At 61.3% G+C, this 26,453-nt stretch carries 21 protein-coding genes; 5 read left to right on the forward strand and 16 right to left on the reverse strand.

Translation table 11 applies throughout. The annotated features are described in order from the left end of the window. Positions 1–66: 66 nt before the first annotated feature. The 7 genes from glgA to asd form a co-directional block, all read right to left on the reverse strand. On the reverse strand, positions 67–1,497 hold the full coding sequence (gene glgA / locus CPH57_RS19520) for a glycogen synthase GlgA (protein ID WP_033645308.1): 1,431 nt from the start codon (positions 1,495–1,497) through the stop codon (positions 67–69). Between the two features lie 135 nt (positions 1,498–1,632). Continuing rightward, complete coding sequence (gene glgC, locus CPH57_RS19525; protein ID WP_004930810.1) at positions 1,633–2,910, reverse strand: glucose-1-phosphate adenylyltransferase; 1,278 nt, start codon at positions 2,908–2,910, stop codon at positions 1,633–1,635. Between the two features lie 15 nt (positions 2,911–2,925). Next, positions 2,926–4,908, reverse strand: coding sequence for a glycogen debranching protein GlgX (gene glgX / locus CPH57_RS19530; RefSeq protein ID WP_096242662.1), 1,983 nt, complete (start codon positions 4,906–4,908; stop codon positions 2,926–2,928). Further along, complete coding sequence (glgB, locus tag CPH57_RS19535; RefSeq protein ID WP_033645310.1) at positions 4,905–7,091, reverse strand: 1,4-alpha-glucan branching enzyme; 2,187 nt, start codon at positions 7,089–7,091, stop codon at positions 4,905–4,907. Before glgB ends, glgX begins: the two co-directional genes overlap by 4 nt. A 475-nt stretch (positions 7,092–7,566) precedes the next feature. After that, positions 7,567–7,857 (reverse strand): contact-dependent growth inhibition system immunity protein, encoded by a 291-nt coding sequence (locus CPH57_RS19540; protein WP_033645311.1) that lies wholly within the window; start codon positions 7,855–7,857, stop codon positions 7,567–7,569. Positions 7,858–7,865: 8 nt separating this feature from the next. Then, positions 7,866–8,696: an RNase A-like domain-containing protein gene (locus CPH57_RS19545; RefSeq protein WP_047026502.1), complete on the reverse strand. Its 831-nt coding sequence runs from the start codon at positions 8,694–8,696 to the stop codon at positions 7,866–7,868. 157 nt (positions 8,697–8,853) lie between these two features. Then, positions 8,854–9,957 (reverse strand): aspartate-semialdehyde dehydrogenase, encoded by a 1,104-nt coding sequence (asd, locus tag CPH57_RS19550; protein ID WP_096242663.1) that lies wholly within the window; start codon positions 9,955–9,957, stop codon positions 8,854–8,856. Positions 9,958–10,149: 192 nt separating this feature from the next. Here asd and CPH57_RS19555 point away from each other — a divergent pair, with 192 nt between their 5' ends. Then, positions 10,150–10,743, forward strand: a complete 594-nt coding sequence (locus CPH57_RS19555; RefSeq protein WP_025159894.1) for a YhgN family NAAT transporter — start codon at positions 10,150–10,152, stop codon at positions 10,741–10,743. 30 nt (positions 10,744–10,773) lie between these two features. Here CPH57_RS19555 and gntK read toward each other — a convergent pair whose 3' ends face one another. From gntK to CPH57_RS19575, 4 genes are all read right to left on the reverse strand, one after another. After that, a complete protein-coding gene (gene gntK, locus CPH57_RS19560; RefSeq protein ID WP_096242664.1) occupies positions 10,774–11,301 on the reverse strand; it encodes a gluconokinase in 528 nt (175 codons plus the stop codon). 101 nt (positions 11,302–11,402) lie between these two features. Continuing rightward, the gene (gene gntT / locus CPH57_RS19565; protein WP_016930400.1) at positions 11,403–12,719 is read right to left on the reverse strand and encodes a gluconate transporter; all 1,317 of its coding nucleotides are present in this window, start codon (positions 12,717–12,719) and stop codon (positions 11,403–11,405) included. Positions 12,720–13,059: 340 nt separating this feature from the next. Next, positions 13,060–14,055: a gluconate operon transcriptional repressor GntR gene (gene gntR / locus CPH57_RS19570; RefSeq protein ID WP_004930833.1), complete on the reverse strand. Its 996-nt coding sequence runs from the start codon at positions 14,053–14,055 to the stop codon at positions 13,060–13,062. 294 nt (positions 14,056–14,349) lie between these two features. Continuing rightward, complete coding sequence (locus CPH57_RS19575; protein ID WP_033651758.1) at positions 14,350–15,045, reverse strand: pirin family protein; 696 nt, start codon at positions 15,043–15,045, stop codon at positions 14,350–14,352. 390 nt (positions 15,046–15,435) lie between these two features. On the opposite strand from CPH57_RS19575, the gene CPH57_RS19580 reads away from it, so the two are divergent. Both CPH57_RS19580 and CPH57_RS19585 read left to right on the forward strand, forming a co-directional pair. Then, positions 15,436–15,951: a GNAT family N-acetyltransferase gene (locus CPH57_RS19580; RefSeq protein WP_033651759.1), complete on the forward strand. Its 516-nt coding sequence runs from the start codon at positions 15,436–15,438 to the stop codon at positions 15,949–15,951. Beyond that, a complete protein-coding gene (locus tag CPH57_RS19585) occupies positions 15,944–17,125 on the forward strand; it encodes a P1 family peptidase (protein WP_069100675.1) in 1,182 nt (393 codons plus the stop codon). The genes CPH57_RS19580 and CPH57_RS19585 overlap by 8 nt, the downstream gene beginning before the upstream one ends. A 60-nt stretch (positions 17,126–17,185) precedes the next feature. Here the strand turns inward: CPH57_RS19585 and iolE are convergent, their stop codons facing one another. The 4 genes from iolE to iolD are packed head-to-tail and all read right to left on the reverse strand — an operon-like array spanning position 17,186 to position 22,062. Continuing rightward, a complete protein-coding gene (gene iolE / locus CPH57_RS19590) occupies positions 17,186–18,082 on the reverse strand; it encodes a myo-inosose-2 dehydratase (protein WP_033645315.1) in 897 nt (298 codons plus the stop codon). 59 nt (positions 18,083–18,141) lie between these two features. Then, positions 18,142–19,026: a sugar phosphate isomerase/epimerase family protein gene (locus CPH57_RS19595; protein WP_033645316.1), complete on the reverse strand. Its 885-nt coding sequence runs from the start codon at positions 19,024–19,026 to the stop codon at positions 18,142–18,144. 31 nt (positions 19,027–19,057) lie between these two features. Continuing rightward, positions 19,058–20,080, reverse strand: a complete 1,023-nt coding sequence (locus tag CPH57_RS19600; protein ID WP_060660159.1) for a Gfo/Idh/MocA family protein — start codon at positions 20,078–20,080, stop codon at positions 19,058–19,060. Between the two features lie 41 nt (positions 20,081–20,121). Next, complete coding sequence (gene iolD, locus CPH57_RS19605; RefSeq protein ID WP_096242665.1) at positions 20,122–22,062, reverse strand: 3D-(3,5/4)-trihydroxycyclohexane-1,2-dione acylhydrolase (decyclizing); 1,941 nt, start codon at positions 22,060–22,062, stop codon at positions 20,122–20,124. A 546-nt stretch (positions 22,063–22,608) separates the two neighbouring features. Between iolD and iolC the strand changes: the two genes are divergently transcribed. Together iolC and CPH57_RS19615 are read left to right on the forward strand one after the other, a co-directional pair. Next, positions 22,609–24,540, forward strand: a complete 1,932-nt coding sequence (gene iolC / locus CPH57_RS19610; protein ID WP_096242666.1) for a 5-dehydro-2-deoxygluconokinase — start codon at positions 22,609–22,611, stop codon at positions 24,538–24,540. A 203-nt stretch (positions 24,541–24,743) separates the two neighbouring features. Beyond that, the gene (locus CPH57_RS19615) at positions 24,744–25,580 is read left to right on the forward strand and encodes a MurR/RpiR family transcriptional regulator (RefSeq protein ID WP_019455199.1); all 837 of its coding nucleotides are present in this window, start codon (positions 24,744–24,746) and stop codon (positions 25,578–25,580) included. Positions 25,581–25,618: 38 nt separating this feature from the next. On the opposite strand, the gene iolB is transcribed toward CPH57_RS19615, so the two are convergent. After that, a complete protein-coding gene (gene iolB, locus CPH57_RS19620) occupies positions 25,619–26,440 on the reverse strand; it encodes a 5-deoxy-glucuronate isomerase (RefSeq protein ID WP_096242667.1) in 822 nt (273 codons plus the stop codon). Positions 26,441–26,453 lie beyond the last annotated feature (13 nt).

Below are 26,453 nucleotides of genomic sequence, written 5' to 3' on the forward strand. Positions count from 1 at the left end.
GCTGCGCCCCGACAATCTACCCTTACGGTTGCCCGCCGCGCGTCAACCCGCGACGCGAATCGCGGGCTACAAGCGTTGATAAAGCGATAAATACTCTTTCGCCGCCACCGGCCAGCCGAAGTCCACGCTCATGGCGTGGCGCTGAACGTGGCGCCAGTGTTTCGGCCGGCTCCACAGCACCATGGCGCGGCGGATGGCGTTGCCCAGCGCGACAGCGTCGCAATCGTCGAACACGAATCCGCTGGCGGTGCCGTCGGCCAGGTTCTCCAGCGCGCAGTCCACGACCGTGTCCGCCAGTCCGCCGGTGCGGCGCACCAGCGGCAGCGTGCCGTATTTCAGGCCGTAGAGCTGCGTCAGGCCGCAGGGCTCGAAGCGGCTCGGCACCAGAATGACGTCGGCGCCGCCGATGATGCGGTGGGAGAAGGATTCGTGATAACCAATCTGCACGCCGACCTGCTCAGGGTAGTCGGCGGCGGCGGCCAGAAACGCCTGCTGCAGCACCGCGTCGCCGGCGCCCAGCAGCGCCAACTGCCCGCCCTGCGCCAGCAATTCGGGCAGCGCCTGCAGCACCAGATCGAGGCCTTTCTGGCTGGTCAATCGGCTCACCACCGCGAACACCGGCAGCGATTCGTCCACCTTCAGCCCCATGGCCTTTTGCAGATGCAGCTTGTTTTTGACCTTGCTTTTCAGATCGTCGGCGTCGTAGCGGGCGCTCAGCCGCGGGTCGTGGGCCGGATCCCAAATCTTGTCGTCCACGCCGTTGAGGATGCCGCTCAACCTGCCTTGCCGCTGCCGCTCCTGCAGCAGCCCCTCCATGCCGTAGCCAAACTCCGGCCGGGTGATCTCGCGCGCATAGGTCGGGCTGACGGCGGTCACGTGGTCGGCATAAAACAGCCCGGCCTTGAGGAACGACATCTGGCCGTAGAACTCCAGGCCATAGACATCGTAAAACGACGCCGGCAGCCACAGCTCGGTCACGTGATGGGCGGAGAACAGGCCCTGATAGGCCAGGTTGTGCACGGTGAACACCGAACGCGCCGGGTGACCGTTGGCGGCCAGATAGGCGCAGCTCAGGCCGGCATGCCAGTCGTGGGCATGCACCAGCTGCGGGCGCCAGTAGCGATCCAGCCCCTTGGCCAGCTCGCAGGCCATCCAGCCCAGCAGCGCAAAGCGCCGGTGGTTGTCGGGGTAGGCGTACATGGACTGATCGTGGTATGGGCTGCCCGGCCGGTCATACAGCCAGGGCGCATCGATCAGGTAAATGCCCACGCCATGGTAGGTGCCGTAACGCAGGCCGACACGGCCGGCGAACGAGTCTATCTCCGCCACCAGCACGGTGTCGGGTATGCCGTTGCGTACGTCAGGGAAAGCGGGCAATAGTACCCGAACATCGGCGCCTTCGGCGATTTGCGCCGCCGGCAGCGCGCCAACCACGTCTGCGAGTCCGCCCGTTTTCAGCAGGGGGAACATTTCAGAACATACGTGTAAGACCTGCATTATCACTCCTGAAAGTCGGCCGAAGGCCTCTGGATAAGAAATAAAGCAGGCTTGCCGCTGTTATGTGTGCCGCGTTGCGCAAGCCATCGAACCGTTCATCGGGCGGCAGGCTATCGTTCTGCCCCCCACGTTAACTCACAATTTTGACAACATTTCGCGCGTCACCAGCACGATGCCGCCTTCCGAGCGATAGAAACGCTTGCTGTCCTCATCGGCGTTTTCCCCGATCACCATGCCCTCCGGAATATGGCAGGCGCGGTCGATGATGCAGCGCCGCAGGCGGCAGGAACGGCCGACGTTCACGTCCGGCAACAATACGGTAGAGTCGATGGTGCAAAACGAGTTCACTCGCACGCGCGGGAACAGCACCGAATGCACCACCACCGAGCCCGAGACGATGCAACCGCCGGACACCAGCGAATTCATGGTCATGCCATGGCTACCGGAGCGATCCTGCACGAACTTGGCCGGCGGCAGCGGTTCCATGTGGGTGCGAATCGGCCAGGCGCGGTCGTACATGTCCAGCTCCGGCGTCACCGACGCCAGATCGAGATTGGCGCGCCAGTAAGCGTCCAGCGTGCCCACGTCGCGCCAGTAAGGCGGCAAGTCGGGGTTGGACGTCACGCAGGACAAGGTAAACGGATGCGCCCACGCCGCCTGCTGCGCGGTGATTTTCGGGATCAGATCCTTACCGAAATCGTGGCTGGAGCCGGGGGTCGACATATCCTCTTCCAGCAGTTGGAACAGGTAGGCGGCATTAAAAATATAGATGCCCATGCTGGCCAGCGACATATCCGGGTTGCCCGGCATCGCCGGCGGATCGGCGGGCTTTTCCAGAAACTCGATGATGCGGTCGCTTTCATCCACCTTCATCACGCCGAATTCGCCGGCTTCGCTGCGCGGCACCGGCAGGCAAGCCACGGTGCACTGAGCGCCCTTCTCGACGTGGTCGATCAGCATGCGCGAATAATCCATCTTGTAGATGTGATCGCCCGCCAGGATCACCACGTATTCGGCCTCGTAGCGACGGATGATATCCAGGTTCTGGTACACCGCGTCGGCGGTGCCCTTGTACCAATGCTCGGTGCTGAGGCGCTGCTGGGCCGGCAGCAGATCGACGAACTCATTCATCTCCTCGTTGAGGAACGACCAGCCGCGCTGAATGTGCTGCACCAGCGTGTGCGACTGGTATTGGGTGATCACGCCGATGCGGCGGATGCCGGAGTTCAGGCAGTTCGACAAGGCGAAGTCGATGATGCGGAATTTGCCGCCAAAGTGGACGGCGGGCTTGGCGCGGGTGGAGGTCAAATCTTTCAGACGTGAACCGCGGCCGCCGGCCAGGATCAGCGCTACGGATTTAATCGGCAGCTGGCGCGCCAACATCAGGGGGTCTTTATTTTCAAACCTAACCATAGCGGACTCCTTTTATTATTTCCGTACCAGTACGCAAAGCGAGCGCGCGGCCTGGTGCCAGGCGGGCAATACCGCCCGTGAGTCTTCCTGAGTGAACGGGGCGACAACCTGCCAATCGCCTTCCGGCAACCTCATCTCCGTCGTTTGCGGCGTGGCGTTGATCAGCAGCAGCCAGCGCTGCGACAGCAGGATCTGCATGAGCGACTCGCCCTGCTCCCACTGCTGCGCGTCGAGCGCCTGCCCTTGCGCGTTCAGCCACTGCACGCTGCCGTCGTCCTGCTGCCACCAGCGGTCCTGCTGCAGCGCGGGGATCTGGCGGCGCAGCGCGATCAGCGCCGCGACGTAATCGGTCAGCGCGTCGTCCGCCGTGGCCCAATCGAGCCAGGTGGTGGCGTTGTCCTGACAATAGGCATTGTTGTTCCCCTGCTGGCTGTGTCCCTGTTCATCGCCGGCCAGCAGCATCGGCGTTCCCTGGGACAGCAACAGCGTGGCGAGCATCGCCCGCTGGCTGGCCCTGCGGCGTTGCACAATGGCGTCGTCGGCGACCAGGCCTTCGACGCCGTGGTTGTTGCTGAAATTGCGATCGCTGCCGTCGCGGTTGCCCTCGCCGTTGGGCTGATTGTGTTTCTCATTGAAGCTGACCACGTCCTGCAGGGTAAAACCGTCATGGGCGGTCAGCATGTTGACGGTGGCGTAAGGCGCTCGCCCGCGCTGGTTATACAGATCGCTGGAAGCGGCAAAACGCCGGGCGAACTGGCCGAGCGACACGCCGCTCTGCAGCCAGAAACGACGCATGTCATCGCGGTAATGATCGTTCCATTCGGCAAAGCGGCCGGGAAACGCCCCCACCTGATAGCCGCCGGGGCCAATGTCCCAGGGTTCGGCGATCAGCTTGCAGCGCGACAGCACATCGTCCGCCAGCATCGCCTGGAACAGCGGCGCATCGCGATCGAACCCCGGCGTGCGGCCGAGCACGCTGCCCAGATCGAAACGGAAGCCGTCGACGTGGCACTCCCGCACCCAAAAACGCAGGCAATCCATCACCCAGGCCACGCCCTGCGGCTGATCCAACCGCAGCGTGTTGCCGCAGCCGGTGTCGTTGACATAGTCCCCTTCGGGCGTCAGCCAGTAGTAGCTCAGGTTATCGATGCCGCTCAGCGACAGCATCGGCCCGTCCATATCCAGCTCGGCGCTGTGGTTGAACACCACGTCGAGGATCACCTCGATGCCGGCTTTGTGCAGCGCCTTGACCGCATCGCGGAATTCGTTCAGCGGCGTGGCATCGGTGCTCAGGCTGGCGTAGCGGTTGTCCGGCGCATAGGGCGCCAGCACGTTATAGCCCCAATAGTTGATCAGCCCCAACCGCTGCAGGCGCGGTTCGGAGGTATGTTGCTGCACCGGCAGCAGTTCCAGCGCGGTGATGCCGAGGCGTTTGAAGTGGGCGATCATCGCCGGGTGCCCCAATGCGGCGAAGCTGCCGCGCAGCGCCGGCGGGATCTGCGGGTGCAGCAGCGTCAGGCCGCGCACGTGCGCTTCGTAAATCACCGTCTGCCCCCAGGGCGTGGCGGGCGGGCGATCGTCCTGCCAGTCATACTGTTCGTCCACCACCACGCACTTCGGCATCAGCTCCGCGCTGTCGTGCGGGTCCGGCTGCTCGTAACCGCCGTGCAGGTGCGGGTGATCCGCCACCGGCCCTTCCACCGCGCGCGCGGCCGGATCGAGCGCCAGTTTGTTGGGGTTAAAACGCTGTCCGTTCGCCGGGTCAAACGGGCCGTAGACCCGGTAACCGTAACGTTGCCCCGGCCTGCCGCCCGGTAAGTAGCCATGCCAGATATCGCCGCTGCGCGCCGGCAGCGGCAGGCGCACTTCGCGCTGCTGGCCGTCGAACAGGCACAGCTCCACCCGCTCCGCGTGCGCCGAGTACAGGGTAAAGTTGATGCCTTCGCCGTCGTAATGCGCGCCCAGCGGCGCGGCGAGGCCGGCCGTCAGCTCCGTCATGGCGCCTCCCGCAGCAGATAAATGGTCGCCAGCGGCGGCAGCGTTACGCAGATGGAGAAGTCGCGGCCGTGGCTGCCGACCGCTTCGGAAGAGACCCGCCCCTGATTGCCGGCGTTGCTGCCGTGATAGTGGTGCGAATCGGTATTGAGGATCTCGCGGTAGTCACCGGCGCGCGAGAGGCCGATGCGGTAGCGGTAGCGCGGCACCGGGGTAAAGTTGCTGATGGCGATCAGCTCATTGCCCTGCGAATCGTAGCGCGCGAAGGCGAACACCGAGTTATCGTGATCGTCGACCACCAGCCACTCGAAGCCGTCAGGCCGGTAGTCGCGCTCGTACAGCGGCGCCTGCTGCCGGTAGCAGTGGTTCAGATCGCGCACCAGCCGCTGCACGCCGTTATGCCAGTTATCCAACCCTTCCAATAAATGCCAGTCGAGGCTGGTATCGAAATTCCACTCGCGCCCCTGTGCGAATTCGCAGCCCATAAACAGCAGCTTCTTGCCCGGATGCGCCCACATAAAGCCGTAATAGGCGCGCAGGTTGGCGAATTTCTGCCAGGCGTCGCCCGGCATACGGTCGAGGACCGATTTTTTGCCGTGCACCACTTCATCGTGCGAGATAGGCAACACGAAGTTCTCGGTATAGGCGTACAGCATGCCGAAGGTCATCTGGTTGTGGTGATACTTGCGGTGCACCGGATCGCACTTCATGTAATTGAGCGTGTCGTGCATCCAGCCGAGGTTCCATTTGTAGTGGAACCCAAGGCCGTTGGCGTCCGGCGGCAGGGTGACGCCGGGGTAGTCGGTGGATTCCTCCGCCAGCGTCACCGCGCCCGGCTGCGCCTGGCCGATAGTCTGGTTGGTATAACGCAGGAAGGCGATGGCCTCCAGATTCTCGTTGCCGCCGTAGTAATTCGGCACCCACTCGCCGTCGGCGCGGCTGTAGTCGCGATAGATCATCGACGCCACCGCATCCACCCGCAGCGCGTCGATGCCGAAGCGTTCCAGCCAATACAGCGCGTTGCCCGCCAGGTAGTTGCGCACCTCGTGGCGACCGTAGTTGTAAATCAGCGTATTCCAGTCCTGATGGTAGCCCTCGCGCGGATCGGCGTATTCGTACAGCGCAGTGCCATCGAAATTCGCCAGGCCGTAGGCGTCGCTGGGGAAGTGCCCCGGCACCCAGTCGAGGATCACGTTGATGCCCGCCTCATGCGCCGCCGCCACAAACGCCCTGAAGTCGGCCGGCGTGCCGAAGCGCCGGGTCGGCGCATACAGCCCCAGCGGCTGGTAGCCCCAGCTGCCGTCGAACGGGTGCTCGTTGACCGGCAGCAGCTCGATATGGGTGAATCCCATGTCCTTCACATAGTCGATCAGCTGCACCGCCAGTTCACCGTAGCTGAGCCAAAAGTGATTATCGGTGTGGCGGCGCCATGAGCCGAGATGCACCTCGTAAATGGCGATCGGCTGGTCAAAATCGTTGGCGCGGCGGCGCGCCGGCGTCGACGGCACCACCTCCGGCAGCGGCGCCACCAGCGAGGCGGTATCCGGGCGCATCTGCGCCTCAAAGGCGTAAGGATCGGCTTTCAGTTGGGTATTGCCATAGCAATCGACGATTTCATATTTGTACAGCTGCCCGGCCCGCACGCCGGGCAAGAACAGCTCCCAGATGCCGTTCTCACGCCGCAGACGCATCGGGTGGCGGCGGCCGTCCCAGAAGTTGAATTCCCCCACCACCGAGACGCGCTGCGCGTTGGGCGCCCAGACCGCAAAGCTGACGCCGTCGACGCCATCCAGCGTGACGAGGTGAGCGCCCAGCCGTTCATAGGGGCGCAGGTGCGTGCCTTCGGCCAATAACCAACTGTCGATATCCTGCAGCAGCGGGCCGAACCGGTAGGGATCGTCGACGATCTGTTGATGATCGCGCCAGCTGACCTGCAGCTGATAGCGGAAAGGATTTTTTCGCCGCGGCACCACGGCGCTGAAGAAACCGCGCGGATCGTCGCAGTTCAGCTGCACCAGTCGCCGGCCGGTTTGCTGTTCCACCAGCCAGACTGCGCCAGCGTCCGGCAGCAGCGCGCGCACTTGCAGACCGTTATCGGTCGCATGCATGCCAAGCAGAGCAAAGGGATCGGCGTAATGGCCGGAGATGATCTGATCAATCACGTCACGATCGGGAAGTACAGGCATAGTCTTCTTCCTTAGATTAACAGCATGATCTAAGCACGGCTTGTTGGTTATTCCTTGGCCGTTTTGGTCATCATGCAATGCATTCGGACTCTAAAGCGTGATTGCGGTCGGTTATTGACCAATCTTTACTCTGCCGACCTGAATTTCGCTCTTTATGCTTATTTTTTGAAATATTTCAGTCATGGTGAAAAAGTGTTCACCCCTGCGTTAAGCATAGCCAATGTCTGTTAAAAACTGCTCGGCATTGGTGAGGAAAATTCTTCATTAAGAAAACTGCCAGCCTGACGGCATCTGCATGTGGCGGCCGACGAGAAGAGATGCGGGGTACAGCCCAATGAAACGAGACTTGCGATAACGCTGCCCGACGCGGCGCGCAGCGAACAAAAAAGCGGAAAATAAGGCGTTAGGGGGCTGAAAGCGCTCAGCCCCCAGGAAGTGCGGGTTTACAACAAAGTACAGAAGCAGCAGGTATCGCCTATTCCAAAGCAGAGATCACCTTCTCAAGAAACGATCGCGCCGTGTATCCCCATGGCGCTGGTGCAAACTCCCCATCAGCAAGTTCAGCAACAGCAAGTTCAAGCTGTTGTTCCTCAGGATATTGCGCCAGCAACGCTCGTGCTTCATCGACGGTTTTTCTCACTGTCGCGGTATTTTCCGTCTCCCGATAAGAGGCCAGGATCTCTTCTACAGACTCTCCAAATAAATCATAATCTTGCCCAAAAAAAACACGCACAAGTGTACCGAGATTAGCGACTGAAAAGCCCATAGGGTCCCTTATCTGATAATGGGGTAAGCGGTTAAAATGTAATACGGCTTACCGTTGTAAATTTTCTTTAGCAAGACAACCCGCACGCTGTTGGACGTTAATTGAATTGTGCTTCCTTGCCTGTAGCCAAAACCAACCGCTTTACCCACCTTATGCGTGAGTTCAAGCACGTTGGCCGAAGTAGGCTGTTGCGCCCAGCGCTTAATAAGCGCGTTATTCACTTTCAACGCCCGACTAATCGCGTCTTCAGCAGTACGTAAATCTGTAAATGTCGAGGCTGACTGTAAACCAGGACTCTTTGCCAAGCGCTCCAGCAGCTCTTCTGAACTTTTAGCAACATGCTTAGCAATAGTGTGCCCACCTCCTTTTGCACCGGCTATAGACTCGTGTTCAAGCAATTTTAATTGCCCCACCCGAACGGAAGCCACGCGTACAGCGCCTAAAGCGGTTGCAAACACCAAAGGAACGGCAATATCTACCGTTAAACCGACGTTGTAAGCCATATCTTCGTCGGCCCCCAGACTCTGAGCCAGCAAAACCGCCGACTTGTAAGTGTCTGTAGTCAATGATCGGCCGGTAATGATCTGATTTGATGCGGTTTTTATGCTATCCATGCTATGAGTGCCAACGACCACGCATCCCACTTTGGTTAACAATGTTGGGTCAGGCGCATAGCACATCACCCCAGCCCCAAGAAGTTCGACGACTCCCCCCGCTAAACCCAGTCCCCCCATGAGCCGATTACCCCAGGTTTCCCCTTCTGTGACCGTGCTATCCGACATCACGGCCGCTAGCTGCACGGGTGAAAGCGCGACCTGCAATCCTTCGTTGGAAATCATATCCCTATACCTGCGCTATGTTGCCAATGCGCTTATAAATATCACAGGGAAGATTAACTTGTAACCACATTCAGACCATACCGACATGACTCCGCTCATATGAAAAAGCCCGCAATAAGCGGGCTTTGAAATACAACAGATGAACTGGCGAGCGGGTTTACAGCAGGATGCGCAGCATGCGGCGCAGCGGCTCGGCCGCGCCCCACAGCAGTTGGTCGCCCACGGTGAACGCCGACAGGTACTCCGGCCCCATATTCAGCTTGCGCAGACGGCCGACCGGCGTATTCAGCGTGCCGGTCACCGCCGCAGGCGTCAGTTCGCGCATGGTCAGCTCGCGGTCGTTCGGGATCACGCGCACCCAGTCGTTGTGCGTCGCCAGCATCTGCTCGATTTCCGGCAGCGACACGTCTTTTTTCAGCTTCAGGGTGAACGCCTGGCTGTGGCAGCGCAGCGCGCCGACGCGCACGCACAGGCCATCGACCGGGATCACGCTGCCGGTGTTGAGGATCTTGTTGGTCTCCGCCTGGCCTTTCCACTCTTCACGGCTCTGGCCGTTGTCGAGCTGCTTGTCGATCCACGGGATCAGGCTGCCGGCCAGCGGCACGCCGAAGTTGTCGGTCGGCAGTTTGCCGCTGCGGGTGGCCTCGGTCACCTTGCGTTCGATATCCAGAATGGCGGAGGCCGGATCCTGCAGCTCTTTCGCCACATCGGCGTGCAGCATGCCCATTTGGGTCAGCAGTTCGCGCATGTGGCGAGCGCCGCCGCCGGAGGCCGCCTGGTAGGTGGCAACCGACGCCCACTCAACCAGATCGTTGGCGAACAGGCCGCCGAGGGACATCAGCATCAGGCTGACGGTGCAGTTGCCGCCGACGAAGGTTTTGATGCCTTTGTCCAGGCCCTGCTGGATCACCGCGTGGTTGACCGGATCCAGAATGATGATGGCGTCATCCTGCATGCGCAGCGACGAGGCCGCGTCGATCCAGTAACCCTGCCAACCGCTGGCGCGCAGCTTAGGATAAACTTCGTTGGTATAATCGCCGCCCTGACAGGTAATAATGATATCGAGCGCGCTCAGGGCGTCGATGTCATAGGCATCCTGCAGCGTGCCCTGCTGGCCGCCGAAGGCCGGCGCGGCAGAACCGTGCTGCGAGGTGGAGAAAAAGATCGGGCGAATGGCGTCGAAATCGCGCTCTTCCGTCATGCGTTGCATGAGAACCGAGCCGACCATTCCGCGCCAACCGATGAAACCAACGTTTTTCATGATATCTGTGTCCCGCCCGGATAAGGGCTTATTAGGTGATAACGAGTTGTGTGCAATATCTCCTCACCTTACAAAATGTCGGCGCGGGCGCAAAGTGAATTTATTCGATGGCTGGGGATTTCTCAGCAATCCTTCTTATAGGCAAGGACGCGGCCGAAAAGGCCGAGGCGTTTTCCCGATCACGAGGTCACCATGACAGAGATGATTTCCGCTACGGTATTGCTGTTTTTAATTATGGATCCGCTGGGCAACCTGCCGATTTTCATGTCGGTGCTCAAGCACCTGGAACCGCGCCGCCGCCGCGTGGTGTTGATTCGCGAGCTGCTGATCGCCCTGCTGCTGATGCTGATCTTCCTGTTCGCCGGCGAGAAAATTCTGGCGTTCCTCAACCTGCGCACCGAAACCGTCTCCATTTCCGGCGGCATCATCCTGTTTCTGATCGCCATCAAGATGATTTTCCCCTCGCAGGAAGGAAACAGCTCCGGGCTGTCCGCCGGCGAGGAGCCGTTCCTGGTGCCGCTGGCGATCCCGCTGGTGGCCGGGCCGTCGATTCTGGCTGCATTGATGCTGCTGTCGCACCAGTATCCACATCAGCTGCCCCATCTGGTGGCGGCGCTGTTGATCGCCTGGGGCCTCTCTGCGGCCATTTTGCTGATGTCGAACCTGTTCCTGCGCCTGCTGGGCAGCAAAGGCGTCAGCGCGCTGGAGCGGTTGATGGGGCTGATTCTGGTGATGCTGTCGACCCAGATGTTCCTGGACGGCGTGCGGGCTTACATGAAGCTGTAGGCGCCTGGCGGCGCCGACAACGGCCCGCGCTCAGCGGGCGGTAACGCGGCGAATATAGGCGAGCGTATCGGCGACCACGCCGTCCAGCGGCTGGTTGATGTCGATCGCCTGCACATCCGGCTCCTGCTCGCCCGGCTCTTCCAACGTGGCGAACTGCGAAACCAGCATCTGCGGTTTGAAGAAGTGGCCTTTGCGCTGCTTCAGGCGCTCCTCAATCACCGTTTTATCCCCTTTCAGGTAGAGGAAATGCAGGTTGCGATTGCCTTCGCGCAGGCGGTCGCGATAGCTTTTTTTCAGCGCCGAACACACCAGCAGCGACACCGGATTGGTGCGTTGCATGGCGAAGATGGCGTCGTTGAGCGCAGCCAGCCACGGAGCGCGATCGTTGTCGTCCAGCGCATGCCCGGCGGCCATTTTGTTGATGTTGGCGCGCGGATGCAGATAATCGCCGTCCAGCATGGCGGCATCGGCTTCCCGGGCGACGGCGCTGGCCACGGCGGATTTACCGCTGCCGGACACCCCCATCAGGATAAATACGTGATTCTGCGGATTACTCATTGTGTCATGCCCTTATGGGAACTGGCGCGAGCGCGCCAAATGCGTCCCAACTGATAAAGATACTCTGGAACGCCGACGCCCCGCAGGGCGTCGGATAACGATTATACGACCGTCGCCAGCAGCAGGCAGCCCACCAGGCCGCACACCGAGATGATGGTTTCCAGCACCGACCAGGATTTGATGGTTTCCATGATGCTCAGGTTGAAGTACTCCTTGAACAGCCAGAAGCCCGGATCGTTAACGTGCGAGAAGATAACGCTGCCGGAACCGACCGCAATCACCATCAGCTCAGGGCTGACGCCGGTGGTGGCGATCAGCGGGGCGACGATGCCGCCGGCGGTGATCGCCGCCACGGTGGCGGAACCCAGCGCCAGACGCAGCGCGGCGGCGATCGACCAGGCCATCAGGATCGGCGAAACGTTGCTGCCTTCCATCAGGCCGGCGATGTACTGCTCGACGCCGCTGTCCACCAGCACCTGTTTGAAGGCGCCGCCGCCGCCGATGATCAACAGCATCATGGCGATGATTTTAATCGAGTCGGTGATGGTGCCCATCACTTCATCCATGGTGCGGCCGCGGTTCAGGCCGAAGGTGAAGATGGCGATCAGCACGGCGATCAGGGTCGCCATCACCGGGTCGCCGAAGAACTCGGCGAAGCGCAGCAGGCTGTGGCCCTTCGGCAACACCATTTCAGCCACCGCGCGCAGCGCCATCAGGATCACCGGCACCAGCGACGTGGCGACGCTGACGCCAAAGCTCGGCATCTCCGCGTCGGTAAAGGTTTTCGGGTTGTACAGGCCTTCCGGCACCGGCTTGTCGATGCCTTTCAGGAAGCGGGCATAGACCGGGCCGGCCAGGATCACCGTCGGGATCGCCAGCAGCGTGCCGTACAACAGGGTTTTACCCATGTCGGCATGGAAGATGGTGGCGATAGCGGTCGGGCCCGGGTGCGGCGGCAGGAAGCCGTGAGTCACCGACAGCGCAGCGGCCATCGGCACGCCGACGTACAGCAGCGGAATGCGCGCGGAGGCGGCGATGGTGAACACCAGCGGCAGCAACAGCACGAAGCCCACTTCGTAGAACAGCGCGAAGCCGACGGTGAAACCGGTCAGCACCACCGCCCATTGAATGTGTTTTCTGCCGAACTTGTCGATCAGCGTGGTGGCGATGCGCTGTGCGCCGCCGCAGTCCGCCAGCAGCTTGCCGAGCATGGCGCCGAAGCCCATGATCAGCGCCAGGCTGCCCAGCGTGCCGCCCACGCCGGCCTTGATGGAGCCGATGACCTTATCGACCGGCATCCCCTGTGCAATCCCGACCGCCAGAGCAACCAGAACCAGAGAGATAAAGCCGTTCAGCTTGAAGCGGATCATCAGCAGCAGCAGCAGCGCTACGCCGCCTGCAACAATCACTAATGGCATAGTTTTTCTCCAACCTTTTATCGCGACTCTCTTTACGATAGGCGTAAAGCGTGCGGTTGTTTTATTTTTAGGCTCTTTCCCGGTGTTTAAGAAGAGCTGTAGGTGTTGTTGATTCAGAGGTTCAGTCTTGCAGCAAGATGACCGCCCACTCGTTGTTACCGGTATCATGATACCGGTAACAACATAAGCCTCGGAACCGGGTAAGCGGTTAAAATTCGCGTTCTGGGACAGAGATCAAACTTATGTCGGCAACGAGCGGCGGGCTTACAGGCGGGATAACCAGCGCGCCTCAGGACGCGCTGCAAAAAGAAAGGGTGTTAAAACAGAACGTTAAAATGGCTCAGATGCTGCCGCCTGGGATCACGGTGAAACCGACGTCCACCATGCGCGGACACACCGTTTCGCCGCGCAGCCGGGCCAGCAGGCGCTCGGCGCCGATCTGCCCCATGCGCTCGCGCGGGGTCAGCACGCTGGCCAGCTTCGGCACCATCACCTGACCGATGTCATGGCCGTGGAAACCGGCGATCGCCATGTCCTGCGGGATCGACAGCCCCTGTCGCTGGCACTCGAAGGCCGCGCCGATCGCCAGGTCATCGTTGGTGCAGAAGATACTGTCGATCTGCGGATAATCGCGCTGCGCCTGGCGCAGCAGCTCGCCGCCGGCGGAATAGGAGGAAGACCGCGCGGTCATGATGCTGTACGGCTCCAGGCCGGATTCACGCATCGCCTGCTCATACCCCTGTTGTTTGATGATAGTACGTTCATCCTGACGGGCGCCGAAGTAGACCACGTGACGGTGGCCGTGCGCGATGATTTGCTGCGTCATCTGGCGCGCCGCCTCGAAGTTGTTGAAGCCCACCGCCAGATCGATGCACGGCGAGACGCAGTCCATCAGCTCTACCACCGGAATGCCCGCCACCTCGATCATCTTCAGGGTGCGCGGCGTGTGGTGGCGCTCGGACAGGATCAAACCGTCGATATTGTAAGACAGCAGCGAGGTCAGACGCTCTTCTTCGCGCTCCGGCAGATAGCCGTAGTGCGCCAGCATGGTCTGGTAGTTGTGCGCGTCGGTCACGCTTTCGATGCCGCGCAGCACTTCGGCGAACACCTGGTTGGTCAGCGACGGCAACAGCACGCCAATCGCCCGGCTGGTGGCGTTGGAGAGAATGTCCGGCGCGCGGTTGGGGATGTAGCCCAGCTCATCCAGCGCGACGGCGATTTTTTGCTGCAGGGCGGCGGAAACCTGGTCGGGATTGCGCAGATAACGGCTCACCGTCATCTTGGTCACGCCCACCTTGTCCGCCACATCCTGGAGTACCGGCCGTTTTTTCTTCATTATCAATGAACTGACTAACCGTGAATGGGCAGTCATTTTAGCAAAAAAAACGGCGCGCCGATATTGTCGGTTATGCGACGGCCAACGCAAAAAGGGCTCACACCGTGAGCCCTTCATACGCAGACAAAGGGGGAAAAAGCGTGGTTTCTCCCCCTTTGTGACGAGCAGCCGAAAATCAATAAATTGATTTTCCTTGTTTTTATATGTTTTGCCGGCGTTAAGTCAGGCAACGTCGGCAGGCGAATCACTCACTTCAAGGGCTCACACCGTGAGCCCTTGATATTTACCGCTTAATCACACCGGCGGCAGATCGAACAGCAGGATTTCGCTCTCTTCGTCGGCCTGAATCGTCAGCGCCGATTCATCCCACACCGCAAACGCGTCGCTGATGCCGGCGGCCTGGCCATTGACCGAGACCTTGCCGCGCACCACCTGGATCCAAATGCGGCGGCCGGCGTCGATCGCGTATTCCGCCTGCTCACCTTTATTCAGCGCCCAACGCGACAGCGTCATGTCCTGGAACACCTTCAGCGAGCCGTCACGCGCATCCGGCGACAGCACCAGCTGACGGCCCTGCGGCGCGTCGAACATGCGCTGTTCGTAGCGCGGCTCCAGCCCGACCTGATCCGGGATGATCCAAATCTGGTACAGGTGCAACGGACGATCCTGATTGGCGTTGTACTCGGAGTGACGCACGCCGGTGCCCGCACTCATGATCTGGAATTCACCGGCCTGTATCTGCTCTTTGTTGCCCATGCTGTCCTGGTGTTCCACCGTGCCGCTAAGCACGTAGGTCAGGATTTCCATGTCTTTATGCGGGTGAGTACCGAACCCCTGCCCTGCGTCGATCACATCTTCGTTGATCACCCGCAGCGCCGAGAACCCCATAAAGTTCGGATCGTAGTAATCGGCAAATGAGAAGGTGTGCCAGCTATCCAGCCAGCCATGATTGGCGTGGCCGCGGTCTTCCGCTTTACGTACATAAATCATATTCAACTCTCCTCAATGTTTTTTTACAGTCTAGTCCTGCCAGCAGAATAAGAAAGCGTAAAAAACTCATGCCTCTGTTCAAAAATTTCGATGAAATGAAACGGCGGATGGGCAGCGGATTTGTTGAAGGCGGAAGCGGCTGAAAAATGGCAAAAAAAAAAGCCAGCACCCGAGCTGGCTAAGTAAACACTGGAAGCAATGTGAGCAATGTCGTGCCTTCGCAGCGAGAGTATCAAGGGTTGATGCCCTCCCCGGAACGCATCGCAATAATAATCATTATCATTCGCACCTGTAAAGCGTTTTTTTTGACCCGTTTAAATAATATTGACTCAAGGCAGTAAACGGATAAATTCAGAGGTTATTCAACCGGTAAGCGACAGGAGCAGCGAGATGAGCGAGATCGTGATACGCCACGTGGAAACAACGGATGCGCAGGCCCTGCATCATCTTTATTCTCAGACGCCCGTCTACCGCGATACGCTGCAGCTCCCGCTACCGTCCGTCGAGTCCTGGCAGAAGCGCCTCGCCAATCCCGAACCGGGCACGCATAACCTGGCCGCCATCATCGACGGGCAGCTTGCCGGCCAGTTGGTTGTGATGCTGAATCAGCGCGTTCGCCGCCGCCACGTCGCCACCTTCGGCATCGGCGTCGATCCGCGCTACCACGGTAAAGGCGTCGGCAGCCGCCTGATGCAGGCGATGCTCGACCTGTGCGACAACTGGGCGGCCATCGAGCGCATCGAACTGACGGTGTTCACCGATAACCCGGCGGCCATCGCGCTGTACCGCAAATTCGGCTTTGAGATAGAGGGCACCAGCCGCGCCTATGCCATGCGCGACGGCGTGCTGGTCGATGCCTACCATATGGCGCGTCTGCGCTCCGGGCAGCCACGCGCAGATGCGTGATCTCATCCCCCCGCAGGGGCCGCTGCGCCGGCCCCTTAACATCAACCGCCGAACCTTTTTACAAGCGCTGGCCGGCTTGACGGCCGCCGCCGGCATGTTCTCTCCCCTCACCCCATTAGGTGCCGCTATGCCAACTTCCGCCACCGGGCGCCCTGGCGCCCGCAACCTGATTACCGATGTGCCGGGCCTGAAGGTCGGCGTGGCGCAAGACAGCCGGGTGCGCACCGGCGCGACGGTGATCCTGCCGGACAGCCCGGCGATGGCCGCCGTGGACGTGCGCGGCGGCGGCCCCGCCACCCGGGAAACCGACGCCTTGGGCGAAGACAATCTGGTGCAAACCATCGATGCGCTGACGTTCAGCGGCGGTTCAGTTTACGGCCTGGCGGCGGCGGACGGCGTCGCGGCCTGGCTGGGGCAACAGGGCCGAGGCTACGCGCTGCGCCCAGCGCCCGGCGTGCCGGTCTCCCCGATCGTGCCCACCGCCTGCCTGTACGATCTGGCCAACGGCGGTGACAAAAACTGGCAGCTCACGCCGCCGTATCGCCAGTTGGGCATCGACGCGGTCGGCAAGGCTGGATTGGACTTTCCGCTGGGCACCGTCGGCGCCGGCTACGGCGCCATGACCGGCATGGGCAAGCTGAAAGGCGGCCTCGGTTCGGCGTCTATCGCCGCCGCCAACGGCGCTACCGTCGGCGCGCTGGTGGCGGTCAACAGCCTGGGTGCGGTGGTAGCGCCCGGCACCCGCGCTTTCTGGGCGACGCCCTATGAAATTGACGGTGAATTCGGCAACGGCGGCGCGGCGGCGCTGGCGCAACTACGCGCTCAGGGCGAAGACTGGATGGTGCAAGAGCCGCAGGGCGGCAGAAAGAACACCACCCTGGCCTGCATCGCCACCGATCTGGCGCTGACGCGCGTGGAGTTGAAACGGGTGGCCATCATGGCGCAAGACGGCATGGCGCGCGCTATTCGCCCGCTGCACAGCCCGTTTGACGGCGACGTGGTGTTCGCCCTGTCCACCGGGCAGCGCGAAGTACAGGGCAGCCGCGAACTGGCGGTGCTGCAAATCGGCGCGCTGGCGGCGGACACCCTCGCTCGGGCGATCGCCCGTGGCGTGTATGCCGCCACACCGTGGCCAGGCAGCCAGGTTGCCACCTGGCGAACGCTCGGCGGCTAACGCGCCGCCATCAAAAAGGGGCGCTGGCGGCGCCCCTCGAGTTTTATTGCCCCTTACCGCTTAAATGCCGGCGGTTTCCCGAATATAGCGGCGCGCTTTCACAGCATACTCGAACGGGTTGGCCAGCGCCGGATCCTGCTCGGCTTCCACCACCATCCATCCCTTGTAACCGCGCTCGTCCAGCAGCTTGAACACCGGCCTGAAGTCGATCACGCCATCACCCGGCACGGTAAAGGTGCCCTTCTTCACGCCGTCGAGGAAGCTCAGCTTGTTGGCCTTCACTTCCGCCACCACCTCATCGCGCACGTCCTTCAGATGGACGTGGTTGATGCGCGGCAGATACTTCTCCAGGATCGCCATCATCGCCTGCTGGCTGCCTTCCGAATAGTAGGCGTGGCCGGTATCGAACAGCAGGTAGACGTCGTCGTTGACCATGCTCATGTAGCGATCGATTTCGGCGGTGGTCTGAATGCCGGTGCCCATGTGGTGATGCAGACACACCTGCATGCCTTTGCCGGCGGCGATCTTCGCCAGCTCGTTGTAACCGTCGGCCACCCGCCGCCACTCTTCATCGCTGAAGTACGGCTTCTCTTCGAACACGCCTTTGGTGGTGCCCTGAATGCTCTTGCTCTGTTCAGAACAGCCGATCACCCTGGCGCCCATGGCATGCAGGAAATTCATGTGGTTGATAAATTCATCGATGGTTTTGTCTTTCTGACCATCGGCGAAAAAGGTGCTGAACCAGGCGTTGCAGATCTGGATGCCGCGAATATCCAGCATCGGCTTCAGCACCGCCGGATCGCGCGGATATTTGCTGCCCACTTCGCTGCCGGTGAAGCCAGCCAGCGCCATTTCGCTGACGCACTGCTGAAAGGTGTTTTCCTTGCCCAGATCGGGCATATCGTCGTTGGTCCAGCCGATCGGCGCAATGGCCAATTTCACGTTGTCTTTATTCATGGTCTGCCTCGGTCCTTGGAGGGCCGCCGGTGCAAACGCCGCCGGCGAGCCGAATAAGATTAGTTGCCCAACAGCTCTCTTTCGATGCGCTCTCTGGTCGCCACCGCCTGGCTCGGCATCTTTTCCGGATAGCCGAACAGCGAGGTGCAGATGATCGATTCGCCGCCGACCTTGAAGCTGCGGTTGGCGAATTCCATGTCGCGCAGCGTCTGGAACAGGGCATCGAAATTCACCTCGCCTTCGCCGATGCCGACATGCTGGTGCACCGCGGCGTCAACGCCCGGCGGGTTGACGATATAGCGGCAGTGCTTGGTGTGGTTCATGGTGTCGGCGATCAGCACGTGGGAAAGATCGTCCCCGGCGTACTTCAGCATGCCGGCCACGTCGCCCTGACCCTTGTCGTAGTAGAAGGTGTGCGGCACGCTGTAGAGGTATTTGACGTGGTCGCTGCGCAGCGACTTCACCAGATCGGCGGTTTCGTTGCTCAGCTCGCAAAAGTCCCACGGGTGCGACTGGATCTCCATACGGATACCCTCGCGCTCGACGATCGGCAACAGCTCCTCCATCGAGCGATACCACAGCTCCTCGCAGATCTCCGGCTCGTTGGGGTTACCGGCCAACTCGGTGTTGATCACCTGCACGCCCATTTCCACCGCGATTTCGATCATCCGCCGCCAGTTTTTGACCGCCGCCTGGCGGCGATCTTCCCCTGGCCCGGACCAGCGATACACCACGATAAATGAGGAGATCTCCACGCCGGTCGCTTTCAGGGCGTTTTTATACTCCGCCATGATTTCGCGGCTGGCCTTCGGATGCTTGTAAAACGGGTTGATCTGCGGGTGCGGCGACTGCTCGATGTACTTATAGCCCCAGTCCGCCACCTGCTGAACCATTTTGGTCACGCCCAAATCCCGGATAACGTCGACATCAAAAGCGATCTTCATGGTCACTCCTCTGCAATCGTGGGTACGGGGTTCAAGCCGATGGCTTGTTGTAAAACGCCGGGCGCGCCGGCAGGGTCACCGGTACGATCTCGCCGCTGAGCTGGGCCGCCACGCAGGCGTCGGCGGTCACGGCGGCGGCGTAGCCGTCCCAGGCAGAAGGCCCGGTCAGTTGGCCCGCGGCCACGTCGTTGATGAACCCCTGCAGCTCGACGTCATAGGCGTCGATAAAGCGATCCTTCCAGTCGGTCAGGATTTCGGTCGACAGGCGGGCGCCGCTGCGCAGCTGCACCGAGGACGGCTCCGGCAGTTTGGCGATGCCGGTTTCCCCCACCACTTCACACTGAATGTCGTAGCCGTACTGGCAGTTGACGAAAATCTCGACGTCGATGCGGGTACCTTTGGCGGTTTCGAACAGCACAATCTGCGGATCTTTCAGATGCGGGAACGCCTTCGGGCTCTTGCGCGGGAACACCACCTGCACCGACACATAGTCGTCGTCGAGCAACCAGCGCAGCACGTCGATTTCGTGGATCAGGGTGTCGGTGATCGCCATATCGGTGGTGTAAGCCTCGCCGACCGTCGGGTTGCGGTGCGCACAGTGCAACATCAGCGGTTCGCCGATCTGGCCGCTGGTCAGCACCTGTTTCAGCGCGCGATAGCCCTGGTCATAGGGGCGCATAAAGCCGACCTGCACCAGCCGCTTGCCGTACTTCGCTTCGGCATCGACGATGTTTTTGCAGCCCTGCGCGGTCACCGCCAGCGGTTTCTCGCAGAACACCGGTTTGCCGGCGGCGATGGCCGCCAGCACGAATTCTTCGTGGCTCGGCCCCCAGGAGGTGACCAGCACCGCCTGCACGTCGGCGGCCTTGATCAGATCGTGGCCGCTGTCATACACCCGCGCATCCAGCTGCAGATCGTTCACCACCTTGGCGGCGTTGTCGCGATTGATGTCGTTCACCGCCACGACGCGGGCGCCCTGCAAAACTTGACTGCAGCGACGGATATGATCGCGGCCGATGGCGCCGGTGCCGATAACCCCAATGTTCAAAGTCATTTTCGCTACCCTCTGGAAAGTGTGTTGTGTTCGAAAACGAATCAGTAATCGCGCGCCTTATCGATGTTTTCCTGCAGCTTGCGCGCCACTGCGACGATTTTCTCGCTGTCGGCCACCTGAGCGCCGCCCACGCGCCACCAGCTGAGGTACTTGTGCACCATGGTCTTCGGCAACACTTTGATGTCGAGCAGCGTGGACACGGTTTGCCTGCGGGCGTCGGCCAGCGCGTCGAGCAGCTGCTGCTCGGTGGTGACGCGATAGGTTTTGCAGCCGTAAGCCGCCGCCAGCATGGCGAAATCGACCGGCACCAGTTTGCCGTCGAGCTTGCCGCCCTCTGGATTGCGGAAGCGGAATTCGGTGGTGTAACTGTCCATGCCGTGTTCCATCTGCAGGTTGTTGATGCAGCCGTTGGTCATGTTGTCAAACAGCACCACGTTGATCTTGCAGCCTTCCTGAATCGAAGTGACCAGCTCGGAATGGAGCATCATGAAGGTGCCGTCGCCCACCATCGCGTACACCTCGCGCTGCGGCTCGGCCAGCTTGACCCCCAATGCGGCGTTCACCTCGTACCCCATGCAGGAGTAGCCGTATTCCACGTGGTAACCGTGCTCGCCATGGTTGTGCCACACCCGTTGCAGGTCGCCCGGCAGGCTGCCGGCGGCGGCCACAATCACGCTGTCCGGCGGCAGCTCGCGGTTCAGCACCCCCAGCACCCGGCTTTGCGTCATCGCCGAGTCGGTCTGAGCGATAAATTCGGCGAACACCCGTTCGCGATCGAGGTGATCGTCTATTTCCGGCACAAAGCCTGCGCCGCTGTATTCCACCGCGTAAACCCGCTCGGTCTCTTCACGCTGGGCGCCGCGCGCCGCGGCGATGGCGTCGCCCCAGCCGGCGCGATAATCAGCCTGCGCCAGCAGCGCGCTCAGTTCGCTCAGGCCCTCGCGGGCGTCCGCCAGCACCTGCACGCCGTCGAGCTTGCCGGCGTCAAAGGCGCTGACGTTGATATTGAGGAAGCTGACGTCCGGATGTTGGAACAGCCATTTGGACGAGGTGGTGAAATCGGTGTAACGGGTGCCGACGCCAATCACCAGATCGGCCTGTCGAGCCAGCGTGTTGGCCGCCAGGCAGCCGGTTTCGCCGATGCCGCCGAGATTGAATTCATGATCGCTCGGCACCGCGCCTTTGCCGGCCTGGGTTTCGGCGAACGGAATGCCGAAGCGCTCGGCGAATTCGCGCAGCGCCCGCCCGGCCTGCGAGTACTTCACGCCGCCGCCGCACACCAGCAGCGGTTTGCGTTTGGCCGTCAGCAGCGCCAAGGCGTCCGCCAACATGCCATCGGTCGCCGGGCGGCGATCGAGCCGGTGTACGCGTTTTTGGAAGAAATAGTCGGGGTAGTCGTAGGCTTCCCCCTGCACGTCCTGCGGCAGACACAGCGTCACCGCGCCGGTTTCCGCCGGATCGGTCAGCACGCGCATCGCGTTGATGCAGGCGCTCATCAGCTGCTCCGGCCGCACGATACGGTCCCAGTACTTGCTCACCGCGCGGAACGCGTCGTTGGTGCTGATGCTGAGATCGTAAGACTGTTCGATTTGCTGCAGCACCGGATCCGGCTGGCGGGAAGCGTAAACGTCGCCTGGCAGCAGCAATAAAGGGATGCGGTTGGCGGTGGCGGTAGCCGCGGCGGTGATCATATTGGCGGCGCCGGGGCCGACCGAGGAGGTGCAGGCGTAAATCTGCCGGCGCAATTTCTGCTTGGCGAAGCCGATCGCCGCGTGGGCCATCCCCTGTTCGTTGCGGCCCTGGTGCACCCGCAGATCGCCACTATCCTGTTCCAGCGCTTGCCCCAACCCCAGTACGTTGCCGTGGCCGAAAATCGCGAAAATGCCCGCGACGAATTTGGTTTCCACCCCGTCGGCCAGCAGATACTGGTTATCGAGAAATCTGACGAGCGCCTGCGCCATGGTTAGCCTGATCTTGCCCATTTACTCACCCTTTAGATTGAGGGCCGCCCCGGAAAGGGCTCGCGCCGAGCCGACAATCCCGTGTTTGTGTTACGCGGCGGCAGCTATTATCTTGAGCAGGCGATGCCCGCTGCTCACGAAGTCGACAACCTGAAACGTGAAGCGATTATAAACAAATATATTTTTCATAAAATCACATTACAGAAGAAACATTTCATTTTGCGATAAAGATCGCATATTAGATGAAAAGCCCGTTTCATCTCGTGGTTTGGCCTTTACCGGCTTAGCGCCGCGCACCAGCCGGGGAATGCCATCAGCACGCAGGGCGACCGTCTTTCATCCTGCCCCGGCGCCTCTTTGCCACACGCCCTCCGCCACCCTCTCATGGCGACTTAATCCGCTTTTTCCGCTCCTCCGTCGATGTTTTAAACGCATCACATTTTTGGGGTGTAAATTTCATTCCATATTGAAATTGAAATTTTCATTCCCCATACTGTTCCCATGCTTCCTGCAAGGCGCCACGCTCGGGCCGCCGCCGGAGTTTTGCTTAAACAGAAGGAAACGGGTATGGCTACACAAGAAAAACAGCTTGATGTCATTTGTCTCGGGCGCATCGCCGTCGATTTCTATGCTCAGCAGATCGGCGCGCGTCTGGAAGACGCCGGCACATTCGCCAAATACCTCGGCGGCTCTTCCGGCAACGTGGCCTACGGCACCGCCATTCAGGGGTTGAAATCCGGCATGCTGGCCCGCGTCGGCGATGAACACATGGGCCGCTTTCTGCGTGAAGAGCTGCAGCGCGTCGGGGCCGATACCCGCTGTCTGATCACCGACAAACATCGGTTAACCGGCCTGGTGATCCTCGGCATCAAGGATCAGGAAACCTTCCCGCTGATCTTCTACCGCGAAAACTGCGCGGACATGGCGCTGACGCCGGACGACATCGACGAAACCTACATCGCCAGCGCGCGCGCGCTGGCCATCACCGGCACGCACCTGTCGCACCCGAACACCCGCGCCGCCGTGTTGAAGGCGCTGGAATACGCGCGCCGCCACGGTTTGCGCACCGCGCTCGACATCGATTATCGCCCGGTGCTGTGGGGGCTGACGTCGCTGGGCGACGGCGAAACCCGCTTTGTGGAATCGGCACAGGTGACCCGCGAGCTGCAGGAAGTGCTGCACCAATTCGATCTGATCGTCGGCACCGAAGAGGAATTTCATATCGCCGGCGGCAGCACCGATACGCTGACGGCGCTGAAAAACGTGCGCCGGACGACCGCGGCCACGCTGGTGTGCAAGCGCGGCGCGCAGGGCTGCTCAGTGTTCGAAGATGACATCGCCGACGACTGGGCGCAGGTGAAGCTGCACGCCGGCGTGCGGGTGGAGGTGCTGAACGTGCTGGGGGCCGGCGACGCCTTTATGTCCGGTCTGCTGCGCGGCTATCTGAACGATGAGGGTTGGGATCAGGCCTGCCGCTACGCCAACGCCTGCGGCGCATTGGTGGTCTCGCGCCACGGCTGCGCGCCGGCCATGCCGACCAAACGGGAGCTGGACGACTACCTGCAGCGTGAACACCAGGTCACGCGCCCGGACCGCGACGCGCGCCTGAACCACCTGCACCGGGTCACCACCCGCAAGCAACAGTGGCCGGAACTGTGCGTGTTCGCCTTCGATCACCGCAAGCAGCTGGCGGACATGGCGCGCGAAGCCGGCGTCGGCGAGGAACGCATCCCGCGTCTGAAGACCTTGCTGCTCACCGCGGCGCAACAAGCTGCCGCGCAGGCCGGGCTCAACGGCAACAGCGGCATTCTGGCCGACACCACCTACGGGCAGGCGGCGCTGAACGAGATCACCGGCCAGGGATGGTGGATCGGCCGGCCGGTGGAGCTGCCCAGCTCGCGCCCGCTGCGCCTGGAGCACGGCAATATCGGCTCGCAATTGATCGACTGGCCGCAGGAGCACGTGGTGAAGTGCCTGGTGTTTTATCACCCGCACGACGCGGCGGAACTGCGCCGCGAACAGGATGCGCTGATCGCCGACGTCTACCGCGGCTGCTGCAAATCCGGCCATGAGCTGCTGCTGGAGGTGATCCTGCCGGACGGCAATGCCGACAAGGACGAGCGCTATTACCTGGAGATGATTGAACACTTCTACCAGTTGGGCATTCAGCCGGACTGGTGGAAACTGCCGCCGCTGAGCGCGGAAAACTGGCAGCGGGTCGGCGCGCTGATCGACGCCTGCGATCCCGACTGCCGCGGCGTGCTGATCCTGGGGCTCGACTCCCCGGAGGCAGTGCTGAAGGCGGGCTTTGCCGCCGCCGCAGATGCGCGCTGGGTGAAAGGTTTCGCCGTCGGCCGCACCATTTTCGGCCAACCTTCGCGCCGCTGGCTACAGGGGGAAATCGACGACGCGGCCCTGATCGAGCAGGTGAAACAAAAATACCTGACGCTGATCGGTTTCTGGCGCCAGTACCGTCCGCAGGCGGGCGGCGCGCACTGACAGCAACAGCAGGTTCACGTCCCCTTAAGGCCATTTCGCCGCTTTAAGGGGATTTTTTTGCCCATTTTCTGTGAAGTCGCGCAATGTGCGATCGAATAAATCGCTTTTTGAGGAAATGAAATTTCCGCTCCGTCTGTTAAAATACCCTGTCAATATTTCAGGCGTCAGGCCAATGCGCCTTCACCCCACTGCGAGCCGAATGGATGAACAACCCAACTCAACTTTCGCTGTTACAGGACGAGATCCGCCACCGTTATGAAACGCTGAGCAAGCGTTTGAAGCAGGTGGCGCGCTACATTTTGGATAACAGTAACAGCATCGCTTTCGATACCGTTGCCTCCATCGCCGCACAGGCCAGCGTGCCGCCCTCCACGCTGATCCGTTTCGCCAACGCCTTCGGCTTCAGCGGCTTCAACGAAATGAAGCAGGTGTTCCGTCAGCATCTGATGGAAGAGACGGTGAACTATACCGAGCGCGCGCGCCTGTTCCGCCAAACCTCCACCGACGACAACGTCGCGCCGGAGAAACCGGCGGAGATTCTCAACGTATTCACCATGGTCAACGCGCAGGCGCTGCAGCAGCTGGCGATGCAGATCGCCCCCGAGCAGCTGGATCGCGCCGTCGATTTGCTCAACAACGCCGAAAACATCTACGTGATCGGCCTGCGCCGCTCGTTCAGCGTCGCTTCCTACCTCACCTATGCGCTGCGCCATCTGGAGCGCCGCGCGTTTCTGATCGACGGCCTGGGCGGGATGTTCACCGAACAGCTGAGCATGGTGAAACCGAAGGACGTGGTGATCGCCATCAGCTATTCGCCGTACGCCCGCGAGGCGGTGGAACTGGTGGAATTGGGCGCCAAGCGCGGCGCGCAGCAGATCGCCATCACCGACAGCCAGGTCAGCCCGCTGGCCGCCTTCAGCGACGTCTGTTTCGTGGTGCGCGAAGCGCAGGTGGACGGGTTCCGCTCGCAGGTGGCTTCGATGTGCCTGGCGCAGACGCTGGCGGTCTCGCTGGCGCTGAATAACGCCCGGGACGAGTAAAGCTGACAAAAAAGCCCGGCAAGCCGGGCCTCAAGCGCCTATTGCGCGGCGGGGTAGCCGTCGCCGTTAATCCAGGCGTGGTCTTTTTCCCAGGTGAACTTCCACTGCCGCACCGGCCCGGCCATCACGTTGAGGTAATAGTTGTCGTAACCCGCCAGGGTCGCCACCGGGTGATAACCGCGCGGCACTTTCACCACGTCGCGATTGTAGACCGGCATGCACTCGTCGAGCGTGCGGTCGTCGGTATAGACACGCTGCATGCAGAACCCTTGCTCCGGCTGAATGCGGTGATAGTACGTCTCTTCCAGATAGGTTTCGTCCGGCGAGTCTTCTTGATCGTGCTTGTGGCTCGGGTAGGAGCTGGTGTTGCCCTCGTCGGTGTAAACCTCCACCACCAGCAGACTGTCGGCCGGCTCGCTGTCCGGCAGAATGTTGTGCACCAGCCGCTGGTTGCGCCCCTTGCCGCGCCGCTCCACGCCGATATCCGCCGGCGTGATCAGCCGTGAAGGCAGGTGGCCGCCGCCGGGCGCGCTGCACACCGCCAGCTCCACATCGGTTTCCGCCCGCACGTCGATGCGATCGTGGTGCGGCACATACACCGCATACGGCGGCGTGCGCTCGAACGGACTCATGCGTTTGCCGATATGCGGGTATTCGGCGCGCAGCGTGGCGACGGAGGCGATACCGGCCACCAGCACCAGGCACAGCTCCTTATCGCCGCACTCAAGCTGCAGCGACTGCCCGGCGGCCAGACGGTAAACGTCAAAGCCGACATAGCGCCAACCGGCATTTTCCGGCGTCACGTGCTGGATGCGCCCTTCGGCGTTCGGCGTCTGACATTTGGCAAGCAGTGAAGACATCTCGATTCTCCTG

Source organism: Serratia sp. JKS000199 (assembly GCF_900215455.1).
GTDB lineage: Bacteria > Pseudomonadota > Gammaproteobacteria > Enterobacterales > Enterobacteriaceae > Serratia > Serratia ureilytica.